Annotated in this window: 16 protein-coding genes; 10 read left to right on the forward strand and 6 right to left on the reverse strand. The window is 69.4% G+C overall.

Annotation, left to right across the window (positions count from 1 at the left end):
* Positions 1–4 precede the first annotated feature (4 nt).
* The 10 genes from PU630_RS01595 to PU630_RS01640 all read left to right on the forward strand — a co-directional run bounded on the left by PU630_RS01595 (position 5) and on the right by PU630_RS01640 (position 11,607).
* Positions 5–1,537, forward strand: a complete 1,533-nt coding sequence (locus PU630_RS01595) for a sugar ABC transporter ATP-binding protein (protein ID WP_275278606.1) — start codon at positions 5–7, stop codon at positions 1,535–1,537.
* Positions 1,538–1,559: 22 nt separating this feature from the next.
* Complete coding sequence (locus PU630_RS01600; protein ID WP_275278607.1) at positions 1,560–2,690, forward strand: ABC transporter permease; 1,131 nt, start codon at positions 1,560–1,562, stop codon at positions 2,688–2,690.
* Between the two features lie 44 nt (positions 2,691–2,734).
* Positions 2,735–3,748, forward strand: a complete 1,014-nt coding sequence (locus tag PU630_RS01605; RefSeq protein WP_275278608.1) for a D-ribose ABC transporter substrate-binding protein — start codon at positions 2,735–2,737, stop codon at positions 3,746–3,748.
* 105 nt (positions 3,749–3,853) lie between these two features.
* Positions 3,854–5,593: a dihydroxyacetone kinase family protein gene (locus PU630_RS01610; RefSeq protein ID WP_275278609.1), complete on the forward strand. Its 1,740-nt coding sequence runs from the start codon at positions 3,854–3,856 to the stop codon at positions 5,591–5,593.
* A gap of 1 nt (position 5,594) precedes the next feature.
* Positions 5,595–6,086 (forward strand): ribose-5-phosphate isomerase, encoded by a 492-nt coding sequence (locus tag PU630_RS01615; RefSeq protein WP_275278610.1) that lies wholly within the window; start codon positions 5,595–5,597, stop codon positions 6,084–6,086.
* On the forward strand, positions 6,083–6,850 hold the full coding sequence (locus PU630_RS01620) for a triose-phosphate isomerase family protein (RefSeq protein WP_275278611.1): 768 nt from the start codon (positions 6,083–6,085) through the stop codon (positions 6,848–6,850). The genes PU630_RS01615 and PU630_RS01620 overlap by 4 nt, the downstream gene beginning before the upstream one ends.
* A gap of 26 nt (positions 6,851–6,876) precedes the next feature.
* A complete protein-coding gene (locus tag PU630_RS01625) occupies positions 6,877–7,701 on the forward strand; it encodes a DeoR/GlpR family DNA-binding transcription regulator (protein WP_275278612.1) in 825 nt (274 codons plus the stop codon).
* Positions 7,698–8,525: a PfkB family carbohydrate kinase gene (locus PU630_RS01630; protein WP_275278613.1), complete on the forward strand. Its 828-nt coding sequence runs from the start codon at positions 7,698–7,700 to the stop codon at positions 8,523–8,525. The genes PU630_RS01625 and PU630_RS01630 overlap by 4 nt, the downstream gene beginning before the upstream one ends.
* Before the next feature lie 319 nt (positions 8,526–8,844).
* Entirely contained in the window at positions 8,845–9,999 is a 1,155-nt protein-coding gene (manA, locus tag PU630_RS01635; protein WP_275278614.1) for a mannose-6-phosphate isomerase, class I, read from the forward strand.
* A gap of 399 nt (positions 10,000–10,398) precedes the next feature.
* On the forward strand, positions 10,399–11,607 hold the full coding sequence (locus PU630_RS01640; protein WP_275278615.1) for an FAD-dependent oxidoreductase: 1,209 nt from the start codon (positions 10,399–10,401) through the stop codon (positions 11,605–11,607).
* Between the two features lie 22 nt (positions 11,608–11,629).
* On the opposite strand, the gene PU630_RS01645 is transcribed toward PU630_RS01640, so the two are convergent.
* Genes PU630_RS01645 through PU630_RS01670 form a run of 6 tightly spaced genes read right to left on the reverse strand, consistent with a single transcriptional unit; the run spans position 11,630 to position 15,450 of the window.
* Positions 11,630–11,908, reverse strand: coding sequence for a hypothetical protein (locus PU630_RS01645; RefSeq protein ID WP_275278616.1), 279 nt, complete (start codon positions 11,906–11,908; stop codon positions 11,630–11,632).
* A 22-nt stretch (positions 11,909–11,930) separates the two neighbouring features.
* Positions 11,931–12,233 carry a hypothetical protein gene (locus tag PU630_RS01650; RefSeq protein WP_275278617.1) on the reverse strand — a complete coding sequence of 101 codons (303 nt, stop codon included), beginning with the start codon at positions 12,231–12,233 and terminating at the stop codon, positions 11,931–11,933.
* A 6-nt stretch (positions 12,234–12,239) separates the two neighbouring features.
* Positions 12,240–13,526, reverse strand: coding sequence for a TNT domain-containing protein (locus PU630_RS01655; RefSeq protein ID WP_275278618.1), 1,287 nt, complete (start codon positions 13,524–13,526; stop codon positions 12,240–12,242).
* Positions 13,526–13,843, reverse strand: coding sequence for a hypothetical protein (locus PU630_RS01660; protein WP_275278619.1), 318 nt, complete (start codon positions 13,841–13,843; stop codon positions 13,526–13,528). Before PU630_RS01660 ends, PU630_RS01655 begins: the two co-directional genes overlap by 1 nt.
* Before the next feature lie 2 nt (positions 13,844–13,845).
* On the reverse strand, positions 13,846–14,235 hold the full coding sequence (locus PU630_RS01665) for a YbaB/EbfC family nucleoid-associated protein (protein WP_275278620.1): 390 nt from the start codon (positions 14,233–14,235) through the stop codon (positions 13,846–13,848).
* Between the two features lie 42 nt (positions 14,236–14,277).
* Positions 14,278–15,450, reverse strand: coding sequence for a phospholipase effector Tle1 domain-containing protein (locus tag PU630_RS01670; RefSeq protein ID WP_275278621.1), 1,173 nt, complete (start codon positions 15,448–15,450; stop codon positions 14,278–14,280).
* Between the last annotated feature and the right edge of the window lie 38 nt (positions 15,451–15,488).

The following is a 15,488-nucleotide window of genomic DNA, read 5'->3' on the forward strand; positions in this document are numbered from 1 at the left end:
TCGGATGAACGCGGCACAGCAACTGGGCGCGCCGGTTCTGTCTGCGCGCCACATCGTGAAGAACTACGGCGGGGTGCGCGCGCTGAAGGGCGTGGACTTCGACGTCTACCCGGGTACGGTCACCACACTGTTCGGTGAGAACGGCGCCGGCAAGTCGACGCTCATGAAGATCCTCTCGGGTGTCGAACAGCCCACCGACGGCACGATCCTGCTCGACGGGCAGGAGGTCGTGTTCGCCGACACCAACGATGCTCGTGCCCACGGCATCTCGATCATCCATCAGGAGCTCAGCCTGTCGCCGAATATCTCGGTGCGCGACAACCTCTACATGGGACGCGAGCTGCGCCGGGGGATCGCGGTCGACTACCGCGAGCAGGAGAAGCGCAGCCGCGAGGTGCTCGCGGAACTCGGTCTGGACATCGACCCGCACCTCATCGTCTCGGAGCTGCGGCTGGGCGAACAGCAGCTCATCGAGATCGCGCGGGCGCTGCTGGCCGAATCGCGCATCCTCATCATGGACGAGCCCACCTCGGCGCTGTCGGCCAATGAGGTCGAGATCCTCTTCCGGGTGATCGACGACCTCACGAGCAAGGGCGTGGCCATCGTCTACATCTCTCACCACCTCGAAGAGGCGCTGCAGGTGACCGATCAGGCTGTGGTGCTCCGTGACGGTTCGATGACCGCCAAGGCGCCGGCCGACGAGATCGACCTGGAATGGATCGTGCGACACATGGTCGGCGAGAACTTCGATCTCGGGTCGCCGCCGGTCGGCTACGACTTCGGGCCGCTCGCGCTCGACATCGAGGAGGTCAGCGTCGCGGACCCGAAGGAGCCCGACCGGATGCTCGTCGACCGGTTGTCGCTGAAGGTGCAGGAAGGCGAGATCGTCTGCATCTACGGCCTGATGGGCGCCGGCCGCACCGAGCTGCTCGAGGCCGTCGCCGGGCGCCGCGCGCTCGCCGGTGGGCGTGTCACCATGCGGAAGGGCGAGATCACGAATCTCAGCCTGCGCGATCGGCTCGCGTCAGGACTGGGTCTGGTGCCCGAAGACCGCCAACGCGACGGTCTGGTGCCCACCCTCAGCGTCGGCCGCAACATCTCGCTGGCCGCGGTCAGCACGTTCGTGAAGGGTCTGTTCGTCTCGCGAGCGAAGGAGAAGGCCCATGCCGACGAGGCGATCGCCGACGTCACGGTGAAGACCGACGGAGCCGCCGCGCCCATCGGGTCGCTGTCCGGAGGCAACCAGCAGAAGGTCGTGATCGGCAAGATCGTCTCGACCGGCCCCAAGGTGCTGCTCCTGGATGAACCGACCCGCGGCATCGACGTCGGCGCCAAGGCCGAGGTCTTCAAGCTCGTCGCCCAGCGCGCCCGCACCGGTCTCGCCGTCGTCTACTCCACCAGTGAGGTCGGCGAGTGCCTGAGTATCGCCCACCGCATCGTCGTCATGGCACGCGGCCGCATCGTCGCGGAGTTCGACCCGTCCGTCACCAAGGAAGAGATCATGGCCGCCTCCGGCGAAGCTGTGGTCGAGGCTTAGCGCCCGTCCCGAAGGAATTCTGATGTCTCACACAGCACTGTCCGGCAGACGCCGTCCCTTCCAGGGACTGACCCTGGGAGCGTTCCTCCTCGAGGCCCGCGCGTTCCTGGCGCTCCTCGTCATCTTCGTCATCTTCTCGATCCTCGCGCCGGCCTCGTTCCCGACGCTCTCGAACATCATCACCATGTGTCAGCAGGTCTCGATCTATGCGATTCTCGCGATCGGGATGCTGGTGGTCATCATGGACGGCGGCATCGACCTGTCGGTCGGCTCGACGCTCGGTCTGTCGGGCATGGTCGCCGGCCTGGCACTGCACGGGTTCCCGATCGGCGGGGTCATCCTCTACCCGCCGGTCTGGGTGGTGGTGATCCTCGCGGTGGCCACCGGGGCGCTTGTAGGGCTGGTCAACGGACTGCTCGTCGCGCGGCTGAAGGTCGCTCCGTTCGTGGCGACCCTCGGCATGATGTATGTGGTGCGCGGGCTCGCGCAGCTGACGACGAACGGCCTCACGGTCAACAACCTCTCCGGCAAGTCCGAGCTGGGCAACACGGGGTTCGAGTGGCTGGGCTTCAACTCGATCCTCGGCATCCCCGTGGGCGTGTGGATCATGGTCCTCGTCAGCCTCGCGGCGAGCCTGCTGCTCAGCCGCACAGTGTACGGCCGCTGGCTGTACGCGCAGGGCGGCAACCGCCGGGCCGCGGAGTTGTCGGGCGTGCCCGTGCGCAAGGTCAGCGTGCGTGCCTATGTCATCGCCGGCGTGTGCGCGGCGATCGCCGGTGTCATCCTCACCAGCGAGCTGACCAGCGCCGGCCCGACCCAGGGCACCTCCTACGAACTCACCGCCATCGCGGCCGTCGTCATTGGCGGCGCGTCGCTGATGGGCGGCACCGGCAACGTGCGCGGCACCCTGCTGGGCGCGTTCGTGATCGGCTTCCTGGCGGCCGGCCTGACGATCGTCGGCATCTCCGCGTATGTGCAGACCGTGTTCACCGGTGCGGTCATCGTCCTCGCCGTGCTGCTCAACGGCATCCAGCTGCGCTCGCGCCGGCAGCGCAAGCCCGGCGTGCCCACGGCCGGCAGCGCGTCGGCGCCGCCTCCGAGTGGGGTGGATGCCGCATCCACCGATTCCGTCACCGAGAGCGCCCGCAGCTGAACGCGCGCTCCCGCTCACCGAAGAGAAGAAAAGGAAACACCGAAATGTCCCGCAAGAAACTCGCCGCACTCGCAGCCCTCGGGCTGTCGGCGGTCCTTGCTCTGGCCGGGTGCTCCGGCCAGAGCGGTTCGAATGACACCCCGTCGACGCAGAAGACCGCCAAGGCCGGCGGCTTCATCCAGATCGTCGTCAACGACCCCTCGAATCCGTACTGGCTCACTGAGGGGAACGTCGCCCAGGCAGAAGCCGAGAAGCTCGGCTACACGGCCTCGGTCGCCGCCTCGAAGGGCGACGTGAACACCGAGTCGACGATCATCGACACCGCCATCGCCAAGCACGCCGCCGGCATCATCCTCGATCCGGCCAACGCCGACGGCTCGATCGGCAACATCAAGCGCGCGATGGCCAAGGACATCCCGGTGTTCCTGGTCAACGCCGAGATCAACGAGCAGGGGGTCGCCCTCGGCCAGCTGGTCTCGAACAACGCACAGGGCGCCGCGCTGGGTGCGCAGCAGTGGATCAAGGCAGCCGGCACGAAGGGCCAGTACGCAGAGCTGTTCGGCCTGCCCTCCGACAACAACGCGGCGACGCGGTCCAACGGCTACAAGACGGTCATCTCGCAGTACCCCGACTGGAAGAAGGTCGCACAGCAGACCGCCAACTGGGACCGCGCGCAGGGCCAGCAGAAGATGCAGTCGATCCTGCAGGCGCACCCCGACATCAACGCCGTGATCTCGGGCAACGACGAGATGGCGCTGGGTGCCATCGCCGCCATCAAGCAGGCCGGCAAGAAGTTGTCGGTCGACGGCACCGGTGACGGCATCGTCGTCGGTGGCTTCGACGGATCGCCCGACGCGATCGATGCCATCAAGGCCGGTGAGCTCGCCTACACGGTGCTGCAGCCGGTGGCCACGTTCGCCAAGGAAGCGGTGCAGCAGCTCGACAAGTACATCCGCACCGGTGAGAAGCCGGCACAGGAGAAGCAGTCGTTCGACTGCATCCTCATCACGAAAGACAACGTCGACAAGATGACCGGTCCGTTCACCTACGGCGGCTGATCGACGCGCAGACGGCCGTTCGCTCCCGTTCGGCCACTCCGGGGCGGGTGCCCTGCACCCGCCCCGGACCCCACTGACAGTTCGCACCACCACTCCGAGGACATCATGAGCCACGTACTCAACGACGCCGCCGACTTCGCCGACGAGGCGGCCGACGGCTTCGTCGCCGCGCATCCGGGCCTCGTGCGGCGTGTTCGCGGCGGTGTCGCGCGGGCGTCGGCCACGCCGGACGGCCAGGTCGCCGTCGTCATCGGCGGCGGATCGGGTCACTACCCGGCCTTCGCGGGGTTGGTCGGCCCGGGGATCGCCCACGCCGCAGCCATGGGCAACGTGTTCGCGTCGCCCAGCGCCCAGCAGGTGCACGCCGTGGCGAAAGCGGTGGCCACCGATGCCGGCGTGCTGCTGACCTACGGCAACTACGCCGGCGACGCATTGAACTTCGATCAGGCGCAGGAACAGCTGCGCGCCGAGGGCATCGCCTGTGAGACGGTACGCGTGACCGACGACATCTACAGCGCCGGTCCCGACGAGCGCGAGAAGCGTCGCGGCATCGCCGGCGACCTCACCGTGTTCCGGGTCGCGGGCTGGGCTGCGGAGCAGGGGCGCGATCTCGACGCGGTCACCGCCCTGGCCTCCCGGGCCAACGAGCGGACCCGCTCGATCGGGGTGGCATTCTCAGGCTGCACGCTGCCCGGCGCCGACGAGCCGTTGTTCACCGTGCCCGCCGGCCACATGGCGGTGGGAATGGGCATCCACGGCGAGCCGGGCATCGAGACCCTCCGGTTGCCGTCGGCGGCGGAGCTCGCGACGATGCTCGTCGAGCGTCTCCTCGGCGAGCGGCCCGATCACGCCGGCGACCGTGTCGCCGTCATCGTCAACGGACTGGGCTCGGTCAAGAGTGAAGAGCTGTTCGTGCTCTACGGCGGCATCGCGGCCGCGCTCACGGCAGCGGGGCTGCACATCGTCGACCCCGAGGTCGGCGAGTTCGCCACCAGCTTCGAGATGGCCGGCGTCTCGCTCACCCTGATGTGGCTCGATGACGAGCTCGAGCGGGCCTGGCAGGCCCCCGCCTACACGCCCGCCTACCGCAAGGGCGTCGTCGTTCTCGACGCCGAGCGCACCACCGCCGACGCCGATGCGCTCGACGATGAGGAGACGATCGCTGAGGCAGGGCCCGAGGCCGCCGCGGCGGGGCGCGCCGCGGCATCCGCTCTCTCCGCCGTTCGTGCGGTGATCGACCGAGAGGCCGACGAGCTCGGCCGGCTCGACGCCATCGCGGGCGACGGCGACCACGGCATCGGCATGCAGCGCGGTGCGCGGGCGGCCGACACCGCGGCCGGCGAGGCCGCCGGTGCCGGAGCAGGCATCGGCACCGTGCTGACCCGGGCGGGCGACGCGTGGGCCGACAAGGCCGGGGGAACATCCGGAGCCCTCTGGGGAATGGGGCTGCGCGCGATCGGGGAGCGGCTCGGGGATGCCGCCGCCCCCGATCCGCGCGCGGTCGTCGCCGCGGTGGCGGCCGCGCGAGACGCCGTGCAGGGATTCGGCAAGGCACAGGTGGGCGACAAGACGCTCGTCGACGCACTCGTGCCGTTCGCCGCGACCCTCGCAGAGAGGGTCGACGCCGGCGCCGGTCTCGCCGACGCGTGGAGGGATGCCGCGGCAGCGGCCACGGCGGCGGCACAGGCGACCGCCGACCTGCTTCCGCGGATGGGCCGCGCACGGCCGCACACGGAGAAGAGCCTGGGAACCCCCGATCCAGGGGCCGTCTCGCTCGCGCTCGCGGCGACTGCGGTCGCCGCAGCGCTCGACGAGCACCGGGGACAGAAAGAGAAGGAGAACTGAGATGGCGCGCACATGGCGTGTGATCGTCGGATCCGACGACGCCGGCTTCCAGTACAAGGAGGCGCTCAAGGCCGACCTCGAGAATGATCCGCGGGTGTCGGAAGTGGTCGATGTGGGAGTCGACGCGCAGTCGCACACCCCGTATCCGACCGTCGCCATCGCCGCGGCCGAGAAGGTCGCCGCCGGCGAGGCCGACCGGGCGCTGCTCGTGTGCGGGACCGGGCTCGGGGTCGCGATCGCGGCGAACAAGGTGCCCGGCATCCGGGCCGTCACCGCCCACGACAGTTTCAGCGTCGAGCGCAGCGTGCTCAGCAACAACGCGCAGGTCCTCACGTTCGGGCAGCGGGTCGTCGGGCTCGAGCTCGCTCGTCGCCTTGCCAAGGAATGGCTCGGCTACGAATTCGACGACGCGTCGGCGTCCGCCGAGAAGGTCGCCGTGCTCGAGGACTACGAACACGGCAAACCCGGCGAGGACGCAGGCGCGCCGCGATGAGCGATCGCCCCGCGGTCACTCTGGCGATCAGCCTGAAGCTGTACCTCGACATCCCGCGCACCGTCCTCTGGGCGCAGCAGGCGGCCGAGATCGCCCGCGGGCAGCCGACCGTGCGCGCCGGCGACGTGCGGATGGTCGCGCTGCCGTCATTGCCGGCTCTCGAGGCCACGCGCGCGGCGCTCGAAGGCAGCGATGTGCAGCTCGGTGCGCAGGATCTGTTCTGGGAAGACCGCGGGCCATACACGGGGGGCGTGAGCGGCTCCGATCTGCGTCAGGCCGGCTGCGGCTTCGTCGAAGTCGGGCACGCCGAGCGGCGCACGGTGTTCGGCGAGGACGACACGATCGTACGGCGCAAGCTGGCCGCCGCCGTGCGCAACGGTCTGACGCCGATCCTCTGTGTCGGTGAGGACTCGTCCGACCTCGACGGCTCGGCCGTCTGCGTCGCGCAGCTTGCGTCGGCACTCGAGGGGCTGACGCCCGGCACGGCCATCGACGAGCTCGTCGTCGCGTATGAGCCGGTCTGGGCAATCGGGGAATCCGATCCGGCCCCGGTCGAGGCGATCACGCCCGTCGTCGCCGCGTTGCGCACCGCGCTTCGTCACGACGATCGCGTCGCCGCGGCATCCGTCATCTACGGCGGCAGTGCGCGACCGGGTCTGCTGACCCGACTCGGGCGGGAGGTCGACGGACTGTTCCTCGGTCGCTTCGCTCATGACGCCGAGCGGCTTGAGAAGGTCGTCGGCGAGGCGGCGACGCTACTCTGATTCCAGTCGATACTCCGGGAGGGGACGTGAGCGCACCGGCGACGGAACGCCCGCAATCGCGGCAGAGCCGGCAGCAGGCTCGGCAGCGCGCCATCACCGAGGCTGTCATGGCCGAGGGGGCGGTCCGCATCGAGCAGCTCGCGGACCGGTTTCACATCAGCGTCATGACGGTGCACCGCGACCTCGACGAGCTCGAGGGGCGCGGTCTGCTGCGCAAAGACAGAGGCGTGGCCACCGCGATGTCGACGGCGCTGGTCGAATCGAGTGACGTCTATCGCTCGTCGCGTCAACTGGGCGAGAAGGAAGCCCTCGCCCGTGCCGCGCTGGAGCTCATCGAACCCGGGCAGGCGATCATCCTCGATGACTCGACGACGACACTGCACCTCGTGCCGCTGCTGCACACGAAGACGCCGCTGACGGTGATCACCAACACGCTCACGATCATGGACGAGCTCAAGGGCACCCGTGGCATCACCCTCATCTCGGTCGGCGGCCAGTTCTACAACTGGTGTTCGGCGTTCATGGGGCGCATGGCCGTCGAGGCCTTCGCCTCGCTGCGCGCCGACGTGCTGGTGATGTCGACCTCGGCGATCACCGATGACATCGCCTTCCATCAGACACTCGAGACCGTCGACGTGAAGCGCGCCATGTTCGAATCGGCGAGCACGCGGATCCTCCTGGCCGACCACACCAAGTTCGACAAACGGGCCCTGCACGCGATGCTGCCGCTCAGCGACTTCGACGCCGTGGTGGTGGATGCCGACACCGAACGCTCGCACATCGACCGACTGCGCAAGCGCGGTGTGAACGTCGTGATCGCGAAGAAGACGCCGCGGGAGGCCCGCGCATGACCCGGCTCGACGTGCTGGGTGCTATCAACGAAGACGTCGTCGCGCGCGTGCGGCGGGCGCCGGCGCTCGGCGAGACCGTGGCCGACGGGGTGCTGCAGCATCAGCCCGGCGGAAAAGGCGCGAACCAGGCCGCCGCCGCGGCGCGACTGGGCGCGCAGGTGCGCATGCTGGGTGCCGTGGGGCGGGATGCCGCCGCCGCCCAGATGCGCGCGGCACTGGAGTCGGCGGGGGTCGACGTGTCGGCGGTGCAGACCGTCGACGAGCCGACAGGCACGGCGCTGATCGTCGTCGACGAGGCCGGCGAGAATTCGATCGTCGTGTGTCCGGGAGCAAACGCGCGCATCGACCCCGACCGGTTCGAGCGCGACGCGGCCGTGCCGGTGCTGGCCCAGCTCGAAGTCGACGGCGCCGTCGTCGACCATCTGGCGCGCACGAGCACCGGGCTGTTCGCGCTGAATGTGTCGCCGGCGCGCGAACTGGGACAGCTGCTGTGGGACCGCACGGGATTGTTCATCGTCAACGAGGGCGAATACGCGGCGCTGCCGCGACTGGCGACGGCACCGCTGGTCGCGCTGACGCTGGGCGCCGACGGCGCGGTGCTGCTGCGCGGGGGGCGGCGTGTGGCCGAGGCCCCCTCGGCGCCGACCTCGGTCGTGAGTACGGTGGGCGCGGGCGACGCGTTCGCCGCCGCACTGACAGTGGCGCTGCTGCGCGGGCTCGACGACGAGGTCGCGCTGCGCGCCGCGTGTGCGGTCGGAGCCGCCGCCGTCGCCGACGAGCGCAGCCAGCCCGCGCTGGCGCCGCTCGACGCGTATCTCGGGTAGGGCGGGCGCGGCGCGCCTGCCCGCGGCATCCCGTCTCCGTACGCCCCGCGCCCGCGGCATCCCGCCTCCGTGTACGCCCCGCGCCCGCGGCATCCCTCCCATCTGCTTCAGTCGTCGCGGATTACCGTTTTCGTCCGCCGAACTGGTAATCCGCGACGACCGAACGGGACACTCGGCATCTCGGTCGCCACAGATGACGACTTTCGCCCGCTGAGACCGTAATCCGTGACGACCGAAGTTCCGAAGGGCGCACGCGCCCCGACACACGCGCAGCGCCCACTCCGACCGCCCCTACGCTGGACACGGACGAAAGGATGCCATGGCCGCTCTCATCCCGCTGACCAATACTCCCCGCGACTACGCGTGGGGCACGATCGACGGTGTCGCCCGCACGCTCGGCTGGGCGCCGACCGGCGGCCCGGAGGCCGAGCTGTGGCTCGGCGCGCACCCGCTTTCACCGAGCGAGCCGGCGGCGTCGTCCGACGCGCCGGAATGGCACGACCTCGCCGAGTGGGAGCAGCAGTCCGGTGCCGCCCTGCCCTACCTGCTGAAGCTGCTGTCTGCGACATCCCCCCTCTCCCTCCAGGCGCACCCGACGCCCGAGCAGGCGGCCGAGGGCTTCGCCCGCGAAGAGGCCGCCGGCCTGCCGCTGACCGCCCGCGAGCGCAACTACAAAGACCCGAATGCCAAGCCCGAGCTCATCGTCGCGGTCGACGACGGTTTCGAGGCGCTCTGCGGATTCCGCCCTGTCAGCGAGACGCTCGCGCTCATCGATGCGCTGGCGCAGGCATCCGACGCCCCCGCACCTCTGCAGGCGTGGCGGGATGCCGCGTCCGCCGGCGTCCGCGAGGGATTCGTCTGGCTGCTCTCCGGCGCTCCGGAGGTCGATGCCGCCGTCGCCGCCGCGACCGCCGTCGCACACGCGCATCCCGATGACTTCGAGCTCATCGTGCGGCTTTCGGGGGAGTATCCCGGCGACCCAGGCATCCTCGTCGCGCAGATGCTCAACCACGTCACGCTCGCGGCGGGTGTGGCGCTGTGGCTGCCGGCGGGCAACATCCACGCGTACCTGCGCGGCACCGGCGTCGAGCTGATGGGTCCGAGCGACAACGTGCTGCGCGGAGGACTCACCCCCAAGCACGTCGACCGCGACGAGCTGCAGAAGGTGCTCGACTTCACGCCCGGGCTCGCCTCGCACCTCTCACCCGTCGCCGTGTCGCAGAACATCGTGTCGTACCGGCCGGCGTCGGTGCCGTCGGGCGAGGGCGTCGACTTCGAGCTGCTGCTCGTGACCGGCGACGCGACGGTGACGACCGGCTCGGCCGCCATCGCGCTCGCCGTCGACGGTTCGTTCACCCTCTCGACGGAGGGAGTGGATGCCGCGGCCGCCCGCGGCGCGATCGTCTTCGTCGACGCGCCCGCCGAGGTGCGCGTGTCGGGCGCGGGGCGCCTCTTCATCGCGACCGGGGTCTGAGCGGCGCACCAGGAGCGGCGCACCAGGAGCGGCGCACCAGGAGCGGCGTACGAGGAGCGGCGTACGAGGAGCGGCGCAGGTCCCCGAGCGAGGAGCGGACCGGCGAGACGAAGGGCCGCTGTCGCCGTGCGCGCTTGGACCTTCGCTTCGCCCGTGCCGGACTCGGGCGCCCGCGATCGCCCTTCTGAAATCAGGTGTTTTCGCGAGATCAGGTCGATTGGCGGGCAGATCCTCCTGCTTTCGCGAAAACACCTGATTCGCCGAAGCGGTGAGAGTGCGCAAGGGATGAGAGCGCGCACGGGGTGGGAGCGCGCAAGAGGTAAGAGCGCGGAAGGGGTGAGAGCGCGCGAGCCCGGCGCTTTGGCACACTCCGCCACCGATCCGGCGTATTCTGCGAGCGTGACGACGCACCGCACGGACGTGTGCATCGCGGGCGGGGGCCCGGCAGGGGTCTTCCTCGGCCTGCTGCTCGCGCGCGCGGGCGTCGACGTCATGGTGCTCGAGAAGCACGACGACTTCTTCCGCGACTTCCGCGGCGACACCGTGCACCCCTCGACCGTGAACCTCATCGACGCGCTCGGGTTGCGTGCGGCATTCGACGCCGTGCCACACGAACCGCTGCCGCAGCTGGATGCCGTGATCAACGGCATCCGCATCCATCTCGTCGACTTCACGACCCTGCCGCCGCCCAACCGCTTCATCACCCTGATGCCCCAGTGGGACCTTCTCGACATGCTCGCCGAGGCAGGTTCGCGGCATCCCTCGTTCCATCTCACAATGGGCGCGGAGGTCGCTGGCGTGACCGAACGCGACGGCCGCGTGACGGGCGTCGTCACGACCTCCGGCGACGCGATCGAGGCGCGCCTGGTGGTTGCCGCCGACGGCCGCACGTCAACGGTGCGCGACGCGCTCGGCTTCACGCCCGAGGGGGCGCAGGTCGACACCGATGTGCTGTGGTTCCGGGTGCCGCGGCCCGAGCGGCCGCTGCCCGACACGCTCGGCTGGGCGAGTACGGCGGGCGTGGTGATCACGATCCCGCGGCCCGAGTACCTGCAGTGCGCGCTGCTGGTCCGCAAAGACGAGCACTTCGACACGGTCGAGGCGTTCCGCGACCGGGTCGTGCAGATCGTGCCACGGCTGGCGCCCGTGATCGAGGCGGTCGCCTCGCTCGACGACGTCAAGCGCCTGAACGTGCAGATCAACCGGCTGCCGCGGTGGTGGCGCCCCGGTGCGCTGTGCATCGGCGACGCGGCCCACGCGATGTCGCCGGTCTTCGGCGTGGGCATCAATTATGCGGTGCAGGATGCCGTGGCTGCCGCCCGCGTGCTGATTCCGGTGCTGCGGCCGCGGGGATCGGTGAAGGATGCCGCCGACGAGGCCCTCGACGCCGCGTGCGAGGCCGTGCAACGACGGCGCGAGCGCCCGACCGCGATGATGCAGGCGATCCAGCGGCGCGCGCATGTGCTCTTGGGCACGGGGCGTGTCGCGCAGCTGATCGACAACCCGCCCACGCGCGCGCAGCGCACCGTGCTGCGGCTCGCGCTGCCGGTCCTGCGCCGCGTGGTGGCACAGGTGGTGGGGTACGGGTTCCGTCCCGAACGGCTGTGAGGAGTGCCGCGGCCGGTCGGCCTCAGCGCAGCGGCACGTCAGCGGGTTCAGGAAAATCGATGCCGAGTGAAGATTCCACGGTATCGAGATCGGGGAGTTCGCGGCGTGCGTGCTCCCACGAGATCACCTGCGGGTTGCTGAATGCGCCGACTTCCCAAGAGGTGCCGCAGTGGCGGCAACGGCGGACCTCCGCCATGAACTCGTCACTCTCACCGAGCGTGACGGCCCGGGCTTCCGGCGCATAGTTCATCCGGTAGTCCGCACAGATCTCGCATGCCCCGGGGTATGCGTTGCCTGTCATCTCGCGCGAATCTCGTCGGCACCTACCTCGCTGCGCGACGTTCCTCGAACTCGCGCCACCAGAGGATCTCCTGCCAGATCCACTCACAGGCCGATGATTCTGAGCGGAAGGTGAGGGGGGTCTCGCCATCTTCCCGTGTCGCCGGGAATGTGCCGCCCCGCTCGTCGCCCTGGAAGACGGCCCAGTCCTCATCGTCGTGCTTGACGAGGCAGTAGCTTGTGGGAATCGGACGGCCATCGTCGCTGTAGGACAGCGTGTAAGTGAGCCAGTCCTGGGTCGCGCCGGGCAGCGACAACAGCCGTGCGCGCAGTTCATCGTATGTCATCAGATGTCACCCCAGATAGCCGTTTCGGATGTACCACTTGATCCCCTTCGGGAAGTAATACTGCACTCCCCCGCCGGGCTGCTCGAAGGCTCCGGCGATGGGACCCTTGACGACATCGGCGGGGAGAGGCTTGAGCACCTCGTAGTCGGTCGTCGAAAAGGACGGGCTCAGGCGGTCGGGCGGAATAGCACGGTCGGGGAAGGGAGTGTTCGAGGGGGATGCGAATCGCCCGTCACCGCCACCGGGAGCGATGCGGTCGATCTTGTCTCCCACGTTGAGCCCGTGCGGTCCGCTCGGTCCCCCGAATCCATTGTCTGGTGGCCAGCGCCAGTCGGGATAGCCGGAGTCGGTGAAACCCTTGAGGTGAGTGTCAATGAAGCCATCGGGTGTGAGGTCACCGAACGGTTTATAACCGGGAATCCCGGCTGAGTTGGCCCAGTCTTCCATGTTGCTGATGAGGTCGTTGCGTCGTGGGTCGAGTCGGCGGATGCCGGGGAGCGCCGCGACTGTCTCTTTCGCGGTGTGCGTTGCTCCCTTCGCGCCGTGGAGGAGTTTGGCGAAGAGTTCGCTGGCTTTGTCGAGGAGGGGTTTGAGCTCGTCGAGCAGGCCGCGGAGGGACTTGATGGATTCGAGGAGGTTGGTGATGAACTTGCTGACCCGGCTGACCAGGGAGGAGACGCGGGTGGTGACCTGTTCGATGATCCACGGGGTCGCCAGCCCCAGGGTGAACACGGCCTCGGAGGCCCAGGAGATCGCGGAGCCGACCAGTTGGGAGAGCACGTCACGGACCAGGTCGTGCACGGCTTGGACGATCATGGAGGCGATGTTCAGGCCGGTGGAGAACGCACCCGCCCAGGTGCCCGCCGCGGTCAGGTGCGCGGCGGTGTCTTGCTGGAACCGGCGGTAGGCGTCCATCGCCTCCCCGGCGAGGTCTTCCACGTCCCCGAGCACGCGTTGCAGTTCGGTGCCCGCGCCCTCCATCTGGGTCTGGATATTCGCCCAGGTCTGCGCGAACGCCTGCACCTCGGACGCATTGCCGGTCAGGTCGTTGAACCAGCCCTTGAGGGGCTCGACGTGGTCGATCAGCCATCCCAGCCCGGCGGCGATCAGGGTGCCCAACGGGTCGGACACCGCAGCTGCGGTGTCGAGCACGGCGGAGAAGGCGGCCATGCCGCCAGAAACCCAGTCGCCGGAGTTGATCGCGCTGACCAGCTGTTCCCCGTCCTCCAGGAGCAGGGTGCCCGCAAACGGGGAGGTGTGGTCCTGCGCGGTGGCGACCAGCGGATTCGCCATCAGCCCAGGGCGCTTTCGATCTGTCGGATGGAGGCGGAGAGCTCGTCTTCGAACGCGGCCATGTCGTCGGCGACCCCGCGGATCTCGGTCGCCGACCGGTCGACCAGCCCCTGCGCGGACGCTATGGCCGCGGATGCCGCGGACGCGACCAGGGTGGCGGGACCGATCAGGAACGCGCACATGACCCCGAACGCGCCACCCGACATGTTCGTGGCCGAAGCGGCATTGCGCGCTACCTGCACGTCGGAAGACACCTGGCGCACCCGGGCGGCGTGGGCGATGATCAGGTCCTGGTCGATCGCGATCTGACCGGCCACGGCTACTGCTCCTCGTCCTGACCGGTGCGGGCTTGCACTTCGTCGCGCAGGCGTGCGACGACCGGGGAATCTTCCCCGAACGCGGTCACGGCCAGGTCCATGGCCTGCTGTCCGGCGTCGCGGGACGCGGCCTGCGCGGTCGTCACGATCAGCCGGGACAGGTCCCGCGCCCGCAGGTCCAGCGCGGCATCCGACAACTCCACATCGACCAGCCGGCCCGACGCGTCGACCGTGACCGACAGTTCACGGCGTTGCGAGTACGCGGTCCCACGCACCGCCTCGACTTGTGCGCGCATCTGCTGCGCCGCCTGCGCGCGCTGCTGCGCGGCGGCGACCTGATCCTGCACCCGGGCGATCAGAACATCCGGGTCCTCAGCTGTGAAACCGTCCATCCCGAACGATGATACGAGATCACGGGCGTGCGCACCTCACTCTCACACGGGCACGGGTTGTGGCGGGGGAGTGGATGCCGCGACCCGCGGCATCCACCATTCGTCATCCGTCCAGCGGTCCGAGGCCGTCGCCCGCGCCAGAGCGGGCAGGTATGACGGCATCGCCGCCCGGCGCTCGCGCACCGAGGCGTGCAGCACAGCGTGATCGGGAATGTGCCGGTGCACCGGCGGCAGCAGGTTCCAGGCCCAGCTGTTCGCGTGGGTCGGGCCCGAGCCCGCCCAGGCGCGCTCGACGCCGCAGTACCTCCGGTAGATCTCCGCCGCTTGCCCATCGCGCAGCATCAGCGAATCGCAGATGCCGTCGAACACCCACTTCAGCGCGATCGAGGCCAGCTCGTGGTTGGCGAACGTACCGCCCACATCGCAGTGCACGCCCGGGAACCAGACCTCTTCGCAGGCGGCCCGGCACTCGATTGGCAGATAGCGGAACGGCCGGCGCGCCTCGTCGATCGACACCGCGTGGCGGATGCGCCGCACATTCCACAGCGACGCGGTGTCGGGCCAGTCGAGACTTCCGAGACCCGCGAACCAGGCCTCGACGGTGTCCCACAGGCCGAGGTATTCGACGGGGATCGCGTGGATGTCGTGGGCCAGATCATCGGGAGTGGATGCTGCGAACCCGCCGGTCGCGCCCGAGATGGGTTCGCCCGCGGTGCCCCAGCACAGGGCATCGGCGAATGCCTTCGCCTCACGAGCGCGCTGGGCCACGGCTTTGCGGGTGCCGGCCGGTTTGACGTACTGCGCGACGGCGTAGTCGACGAGGTGCTCTGACCCGCTGCGCAGCAGCCCCGGCCGGGCAAGGAGCGCGGCCAAGGCGCGGGCGGTGTATGCGCCGCGGCTGAACCCGAAGATGTAGATGCGGTCGCCCGGGCGGTAGTGCTCGACCAGCCACCCGTACGCGCGGCTGACCTTGGCGCGCATGCCGAAGCCGAACGCCAGGCCGCACAGCTCGGAGAGCCGGCGCTCGATCCACCCGTGCGCGGTGGCCGACGGCAGCGTGCCGACGCCCGGGTCGTAGTAGGCAATCTGCTTCGCGGGGTCGTCGAGGTCGAGCATCATGAATACCTTCGCGGCGTTCGTCGGATGGTGATCGAGCTCATTGCTCGTGCCGTCGAGGCAGATGACGATGTTCTTCGGCGTGATCGGGGCGCTCATGGTGACCTCCCTTCTGCGGAGAGGCGTTGCGCGCTGCG

The organism is Microbacterium horticulturae, assembly GCF_029094505.1.
GTDB lineage: Bacteria > Actinomycetota > Actinomycetes > Actinomycetales > Microbacteriaceae > Microbacterium > Microbacterium horticulturae.

Bases quoted from the DNA above. Each gene is read 5' to 3' on its own strand.
- PU630_RS01595 (WP_275278606.1), top strand. From the start codon at position 5: ATGAACGCGGCACAGCAACTGGGCGCGCCGGTTCTGTCTGCGCGCCAC.
- PU630_RS01600 (WP_275278607.1), top strand. From the start codon at position 1,560: ATGTCTCACACAGCACTGTCCGGCAGACGCCGTCCCTTCCAGGGACTG.
- PU630_RS01605 (WP_275278608.1), top strand. From the start codon at position 2,735: ATGTCCCGCAAGAAACTCGCCGCACTCGCAGCCCTCGGGCTGTCGGCG.
- PU630_RS01610 (WP_275278609.1), top strand. From the start codon at position 3,854: ATGAGCCACGTACTCAACGACGCCGCCGACTTCGCCGACGAGGCGGCC.
- PU630_RS01615 (WP_275278610.1), top strand. From the start codon at position 5,595: ATGGCGCGCACATGGCGTGTGATCGTCGGATCCGACGACGCCGGCTTC.
- PU630_RS01620 (WP_275278611.1), top strand. From the start codon at position 6,083: ATGAGCGATCGCCCCGCGGTCACTCTGGCGATCAGCCTGAAGCTGTAC.
- PU630_RS01630 (WP_275278613.1), top strand. From the start codon at position 7,698: ATGACCCGGCTCGACGTGCTGGGTGCTATCAACGAAGACGTCGTCGCG.
- manA (WP_275278614.1), top strand. From the start codon at position 8,845: ATGGCCGCTCTCATCCCGCTGACCAATACTCCCCGCGACTACGCGTGG.
- PU630_RS01645 (WP_275278616.1), bottom strand. From the start codon at position 11,908: ATGACAGGCAACGCATACCCCGGGGCATGCGAGATCTGTGCGGACTAC.
- PU630_RS01650 (WP_275278617.1), bottom strand. From the start codon at position 12,233: ATGACATACGATGAACTGCGCGCACGGCTGTTGTCGCTGCCCGGCGCG.
- PU630_RS01655 (WP_275278618.1), bottom strand. From the start codon at position 13,526: ATGGCGAATCCGCTGGTCGCCACCGCGCAGGACCACACCTCCCCGTTT.
- PU630_RS01665 (WP_275278620.1), bottom strand. From the start codon at position 14,235: ATGGACGGTTTCACAGCTGAGGACCCGGATGTTCTGATCGCCCGGGTG.
- PU630_RS01670 (WP_275278621.1), bottom strand. From the start codon at position 15,450: ATGAGCGCCCCGATCACGCCGAAGAACATCGTCATCTGCCTCGACGGC.